This window comes from Flavobacterium sp. UBA4854, assembly GCF_002399805.1.
Classification (GTDB): Bacteria; Bacteroidota; Bacteroidia; order Flavobacteriales; family Flavobacteriaceae; genus Flavobacterium; species Flavobacterium ginsengisoli.
Genome location: NZ_DHEI01000119.1, coordinates 1 through 6,956 on the forward strand (window position 1 = coordinate 1; position 6,956 = coordinate 6,956).

Annotated in this window: 7 protein-coding genes; 5 read left to right on the forward strand and 2 right to left on the reverse strand. The window is 33.1% G+C overall.

Annotated elements, in window-relative coordinates:
- The 3 genes from B3J44_RS17480 to B3J44_RS17490 all read left to right on the forward strand — a co-directional run.
- On the forward strand, positions 1-654 hold a 654-nt coding region (locus tag B3J44_RS17480; protein WP_286969992.1), incomplete at its 5' end, for a glycoside hydrolase family 26 protein.
- Positions 655-795: 141 nt separating this feature from the next.
- A complete protein-coding gene (locus tag B3J44_RS17485) occupies positions 796-2,082 on the forward strand; it encodes a glycoside hydrolase 5 family protein (RefSeq protein WP_286969993.1) in 1,287 nt (428 codons plus the stop codon).
- Between the two features lie 85 nt (positions 2,083-2,167).
- Positions 2,168-4,147, forward strand: a complete 1,980-nt coding sequence (locus tag B3J44_RS17490) for a glycoside hydrolase family 97 protein (protein ID WP_286969994.1) — start codon at positions 2,168-2,170, stop codon at positions 4,145-4,147.
- Between the two features lie 57 nt (positions 4,148-4,204).
- Here the strand turns inward: B3J44_RS17490 and B3J44_RS17495 are convergent, their stop codons facing one another.
- Positions 4,205-5,161: an aldo/keto reductase gene (locus B3J44_RS17495; protein WP_286969996.1), complete on the reverse strand. Its 957-nt coding sequence runs from the start codon at positions 5,159-5,161 to the stop codon at positions 4,205-4,207.
- A gap of 112 nt (positions 5,162-5,273) precedes the next feature.
- On the opposite strand from B3J44_RS17495, the gene B3J44_RS17500 reads away from it, so the two are divergent.
- Positions 5,274-5,504, forward strand: a complete 231-nt coding sequence (locus tag B3J44_RS17500; RefSeq protein WP_198856703.1) for a DUF433 domain-containing protein — start codon at positions 5,274-5,276, stop codon at positions 5,502-5,504.
- The gene (locus tag B3J44_RS17505; protein WP_198856704.1) at positions 5,504-5,839 is read left to right on the forward strand and encodes a DUF5615 family PIN-like protein; all 336 of its coding nucleotides are present in this window, start codon (positions 5,504-5,506) and stop codon (positions 5,837-5,839) included. Before B3J44_RS17500 ends, B3J44_RS17505 begins: the two co-directional genes overlap by 1 nt.
- A gap of 93 nt (positions 5,840-5,932) precedes the next feature.
- Here B3J44_RS17505 and B3J44_RS17510 read toward each other — a convergent pair whose 3' ends face one another.
- The gene (locus B3J44_RS17510) at positions 5,933-6,499 is read right to left on the reverse strand and encodes an HdeD family acid-resistance protein (protein ID WP_286969997.1); all 567 of its coding nucleotides are present in this window, start codon (positions 6,497-6,499) and stop codon (positions 5,933-5,935) included.
- Positions 6,500-6,956 lie beyond the last annotated feature (457 nt).

Sequence of the window (6,956 nt, forward strand, 5' to 3'; positions counted from 1 at the left end):
AAACTAGATAAAGTTGCCAGCGTGGTTTCAAATTTAAAAGGTTCAAATGGCGAATTGATTCCGATAATTTTTAGACCTTTTCATGAATTTGATGGAAGCTGGTTTTGGTGGGGCGCCGATTTTTGTACTGCCGATGAATACAAAAAAGCCTATCAGTTTACAGTTGATTATTTAAAAAATACAAAAGGCGTTCATAATATTTTATATGCTTTTTCTCCCGACAACTCTTATACAACTGAAGCCAATTATCTAAGCCGTTATCCAGGCGATAAATATGTTGATATTATCGGAATGGATAATTATGGAGACTTCAATAATCAAGGGCAAACGGGATCTGACAGAGCAAATACAAAACTTAAAATTCTTTCTGATTACGCTAAAGCGAAAGTGAAAATCGCCGCCTTAACCGAAACAGGTTATCGTGTAACTAGCACAAATCCAGCCATTACCGACTGGTTTTCTTCACTTTTATACAACGCGTTGACCAAAAATGACATCCAGATAAGTTATGTAATGTTCTGGAACAATAATACTGATGGTTATTATGTTCCGAATGGTTCGGTTTCGAATGCAGCAGATTTTAAAACTTATAGTTTGAAAACAAAATCGGCTTTGGTGAATTCTCTGCCAAAGATGTATGAAATGCCGAAATAACTTTTTGTTTCAGTTTGAATTCAAAACTTTCTAAAATAACGTAAAGCCCTAGCCCTGATAGGAGTGAAAATCCTTTTATGCTGGGGTTCAGCATAAAAGATTGTAACGGATAGCAGGATTAGCTCCATTAAAATATAAATTATGAAAAATAGATTTTTTAAAACCCTTTCGTTAGCTTTAATCTTAACAGCAATTGCATGTAATGCTCAAGAAAAAATCACCGTAAAAGGAAACCAATTTTACAAAGGCGAGAAACCCTACGCTTATATCGGGACGAATTATTGGTACGGAAGTATGTTGGCTTCTAAAAAAATAGGAGACCGAAAAAGGCTTTTACGCGAATTGGATTTAATGAAAAAAAACGGAATTGATAATTTACGTGTTTTAGTTGGTGCTGATGGCGGAAAATACGATTTTACGGTTCGCCCAGCATTGCAATACGAGCAAGGAAAATACGATGAAGATTTACTCGACGGCTTAGATTTCTTGATTAACGAAATGGGCAAACGAAATATGTACGCAGTTTTGTATTTAACGAATAACTGGGAATGGTCGGGCGGAATGTCTCAATATTTAGAATGGAATGGCAAAGGTTCAGTTCCGGTTCCAAATATTCCGCCAAATACTTGGCCTCAATTTATGTCGTATACAGAACAGTTTCACAGCTGCGAACCATGCATGGAAGCACTGAACAATCATGTAAAGTTTATTATTGGAAGGACAAATCCTTATTCTAAAAAGAAATACAACGAAGACAACACAATAATGGCGTGGCAGGTTGGAAACGAACCCAGAACTTTTACGCCAGAAAATGAAGCAAAATTCACGAAATGGCTCAATAATATTGTGGATTTGATTGATAGTTTAGACAAAAACCATTTGGTTTCTACGGGTTCTGAAGGAAAAAACAGTTCTAACGACAGCATGGAAATCTTCGAAAGAACACATCAAAATCCGAATATTGATTATCTAACCATGCACATTTGGCCAAAAAATTGGAATTGGTTTAAAGCTGATAATGCCGAAGCTACAATGCCTACAACAATCGAAAATGCTGGAAAATATATTGACGATCACATTAAAGTAGCTAATAATCTGAAAAGGCCAATTATTATTGAAGAATTTGGTCTTCCGAGAGAAAATGAAAATCTGAATGCTGGTGCTTCTTCTGTTTACAGAGATAAGTTTTACAGCTATATTTTTGGACGAGTTGCAGAAAGCGTTAAAAATAATGGCCCGTTAAGAGCAGCAAATTTCTGGGGTTATGGCGGTGAAGGAAAAGCAATTCATCCAGACGGAAAATGGAATCCTGGCGAACCGCTTACAACAGATCCTCCTCAAGAACCACAAGGTTTAAACTCTGTTTTTAATGGAGATAAATCGACATTAGAAATTGTCAAAAAATACAATTCAGAATTAAAGAAATAAAAGAATTATTCATCCCTATTTTTTGTAGACGCACTGCAGTACGTTCTACAGAATAACAAAATCGAAGTTTGATAAAAAACACAGCATGAAAAATACCTTTATTCTTTTTTGTTTATTATTTCTAAATCTTTCTTTTTCCCAAAAGAAACAAAGCTTTGTTCTAAAATCTCCTGATGGAAAAATCGAAGTTCAAATTGCTGTGAGTGATAAAATTTCATGGTCGATTTTACATCAAAAAGATTTGATTCTGGCACCTTCAGAAATGTCTTTAACTTTAGATAAAAATCAGATTTTAGGAAAAAATCCTATTGTTTTAAATTCAAAAAAGGAAACTGTAAATACTTCTTTTGAAACGCCATTATATAAAAAGAAATCGGTTGAAAATCATTATAATCAACTGACTTTAAACTTTAAGAATGATTTCTGTATTGAGTTTCGTGTTTTTGACGATGGAGCTGCGTATCGATTCGTTACCAAAAAGAAAAAAGATATTACGATAAAATCAGAAGAAGTAGCTTTAAATTTTGACAAAGATTACAGCACTTTAATGCCTTATGTAAGAGATTTAAGAAATCCTAAAGATCCTTATATTTCTTCTTTTGAAGCACATTACGAAAACAAGAAAATCAGTGAATTTGCAAAAGATACTTTGGCATTTTTACCATTTCTAATTGATTACAAAAATCATAAAAAAGCTGTTTTTCTTGAAGCTAACTTGGAAGATTATCCAGGATTGTTCGTTACAAATAATAAAAACAAATCTGGTTTTGAATCTCGTTTTTCTAAATATCCATTAAAAGAAGCCAATGGCGGATTCAACAATATCAACCGATTAATTACCGAAAGAGCCGATTATTTGGTGAAGACAAAAGGAACAAGAACTTTCCCGTGGAGAGCAATTGTAATTTCTGAAAATGATGCCGCTTTAGCGAATAATGATATGGTTCAGAAATTGGCAGAACCTTCAAAAATTAAAGATATTTCTTGGATTAAACCCGGAAAAGTTGCCTGGGATTGGTGGAACGATTGGAATATTTATAACGTAGATTTTAAAGCCGGAATCAACACGCAGACTTATAAATATTATATTGATTTTGCTTCTAAGAATAAAGTTGAATATGTGGTTTTGGATGAAGGTTGGAGTTTGGAAGAAGATATTATGAAACATAATCCTAATGTCGATTTAGAGGCTTTAATCGCATATGGAAAAGAACGAAATGTTGGAATTATTTTGTGGAGCTCTTGGATGGCTTTGACTAAAAACACAGATGGAATTTTAAAGAATTATGCCAATTTAGGAATTAAAGGTTTTAAAGTTGATTTCTTAGATCGCGATGATGCCAAAATGGTCAATTCGGTTTACGATATTGCTCAAAAAGCGGCAAATTATAAATTGATTCTAGATTTCCACGGAATGTACAAACCAACTGGAATTCAACGAACTTATCCAAATATTTTAAATTTTGAAGGTGTAAAAGGCTTAGAAAACAACAAATGGACACCAAATGATGATGTTCCGTTATACGATACCACAATTCCGTTTATTAGAATGATGGCTGGACCAATGGATTATACGCCTGGCGCAATGCGAAATGCTACAAAAAGCGAATTCAAACCAAGTCATTCGACACCAATGAGTCAAGGAACAAGATGTCATCAATTGGCATTGTACACGATTTTTGAAGCGCCTTTACAAATGATGGCAGACAGTCCGACCGCTTTTATGAAGGAACAAGAAAGCACCGATTTTATCGCTAAAGTTCCAACGACTTTTGATGAAACTATCGCACTTGATGGTGAAGTTGGAAAATTTGTTTCAATTGCCCGAAGAAAAGGAAATACTTGGTACTTAGGCGCTATTACAAATTGGGATTCTAGAGAAGTAACAATTGATTTTTCTTTCCTTGAAAAAGGCAAAAAATTCCAAGCCGAGATTTTCTCTGATGGTATAAACGCAGACAAAGCAGCAACTGATTACAAAAAAGAAATTGTAACAGTTGATTCAACTACGAAATTAAAATATCATTTAGCAAGCGGAGGTGGATTGGCGATGATTATCAAATAAAAAAAGGAGAACAAATTGTTCTCCTTTTTTATCATTTCACATTTTACAAATAGCATTTTACGCTAGAATTTTTTCAATCGCATTTAATTCATCATGACTAAATTCAGTATTTTGCAAACAATCAATATTATTACACAATTGTTTTACAGAACTTGCACCAATTAAAACCGATGTAATTCGTTTGTCTTTCTGTAGCCAAGCCAGAGCCATTTGTGCTAAAGACTGATTTCTATTTTGAGCAATTTCATTCAATTGAATTAATTTCTGAATACGTTCTTGTGTAACCTCATCTTCTCTTAAATGCCCATTCGGATTATGAGCTCGTGAGTTTTCAGGAATTCCTTTCAAATATTTATCGGTCAAAAGTCCTTGTGCCAAAGGCGAAAACGCAATACAGCCAACCCCTTTTTCTTCCAAAACATCCAACAAACCATTTTCAACCCAACGCTCCAACATCGAATATTTTGCTTGATGAATCAAACATGGCGTTCCCAATTGTTTTAAAACATCAACCGCAACTCTCGTTTGTTCCGCAGAATAATTACTGATTCCAACATACAAAGCTTTTCCTTTTCTTACAGCGTGATCTAAAGCCATCATGGTTTCTTCAATCGGTGTTTCTGGATCTGGACGATGCGAATAAAAAATATCTACATAATCGACATTCATTCTTTTCAAACTCTGATCTAAGCTCGAAAGCAGATATTTTCTTGAGCCCCAATCTCCGTAAGGGCCTTTCCACATTGTATAACCTGCTTTGGTAGAAATTACGATTTCATCACGTAGATTTCCCTGAAAATTATGCCATAATATTTTTCCGAAATTCTCCTCAGCAGAACCTGGCACTGGACCATAATTATTTGCTAAATCAAAGTGAGTAATTCCTTTATCAAAAGCCTCAATAGCAATACTTTCAGCATTTTCAAAATTATCAACCGAACCGAAGTTATGCCATAATCCTAAAGAAATTTCAGGAAGCAGTAAACCGCTTTTTCCGCATCTGTTATATTTCATTGTTTTAATTTAAAAGTTGGAATTTTAATAGATTTTAAAGGTAAAAACAAACCATGCTATTTAAAACCAAATTCGCATTTAATTTTTGTAAATTTGTTTAAATAATAAAAGTATGGAAAATAACTGGCAAAATTTAATTTCAATAAACCAAGATGTTCGGTTTGGCAAACCTATAATTACTGGAACCAGAATTTGTGTTTCTGATATTCTTTCATGGTTATCTACAGGAATGTCTTTTGAAGAAATCATTGAAGATTTTCCTGAATTAAAAAAAGAGCATATTCTTGCTGCGTTAAGTTTTGCTGCTAACAGAGAAAATATTACGAAAATAATAGCCGCATAATGAAGTTACTTCTGGATGCAAATATCTCATGGAGAATAATTAAACTAGTAGAAAATACTTTTTTCAATTGTTTACATGCTAATGATATTCCCGTAAATCAACCAGCAAAAGATATTGAGATTTGGGAATTTGCAAAAGCAAATAATTTCACTATTTTGACTCATGATGATGATTTTGAAAAGTTATTACTTTTAAAAGGAGCCCCTCCAAAAGTTATAATTCTAAAAACTTTCAATAAAAACACTAAACAAATAGCTGAAATTTTGTTCTCAAAAAAGCATATAATCGAATCGTTTATAACTAATACTGAACTAATGATTCTAGAAATTTACTAAGTGCTTATTAATTCATATTAACAATAAATCCGACCGTTTTTTGAGATCGGTCGGATTTATTGTTAATATAAAAGCTAAATCAAACTTTATTTTTTAAGCTAAATCGTGTAGTTTTTTCAGTTTGAAAGAAAAATAAATGTAAAAAATACCGCTTGCGATAAAAGCAAAAGCAGTCCAATATACTATTGAAAGTCCTGCAAAAACAGGATTCCATAATAACAAAAATGAAAACAATAGTCCCAAAATCCCTAATCCTAAAAGATTTTTCCAATCTGGAACAGAATAGCTTTTTAAATTAAAAGCCATAAAAATAGCCATTACAGAGCGAAACAAAATAGCCAATCCAACATAAAGTGGCAAAAGTGTTACTGAAACTAACGGATTAGCAATTAATACTATTCCAACTCCTAAACCTATAATTCCCGAGATCAGCGTCCAGCCCCAATTGTCTATTTTTTTTCTGTTTGAAAGTGCAAAAATAATTTCAAAAATTCCGCTGACCAGAAACGATACACTAAATAAAAATGCTAATGTTAAATATGCTTTTACAGGTGTGGCAAAAGACCAAAATCCGATGATTACAAAAAGTATTCCCACTAATAACGGAATGTACCAATAATCAATTGCTGCTTTCACTTTTTTAAATAAAGAATGTTCCATAATACTGTTTTAAAATCTTGCCTACTCTATAAAGTTTTCAGCTTACCTTGAATTGCCAATTAAAAAATATTTAAATGGCTGTCTATCAAAGATAAGGTAAAAGCGTAAACCAAAATATTTTTCCTACAATAAAATACTAACATACAAATACTTAACAAACTACAATATGCAAATCAATAGCGTCCAGCTTTAGCTGGATAAAAACATAAACACAATAAAACAGGGCTTTAGCCAAACCTACAAAGTTTGGCTAAAGCCCTGTTCCTATTCAAATCTTATTCCCCTAGCTGAAGCTAGGGGCTATTCAAAAATCTTTACTGCCAATAACTATCGGGATTGCGAGATTAAAAAAACTTAGTGTCTTAGTGCCTTTGTGGTAAAACCCTTTTTACTCTTTAATTTCAAAACCACTCTGCAAACCTTTATCAGAACTTCCTCCAACCATGATTTTAAAAGT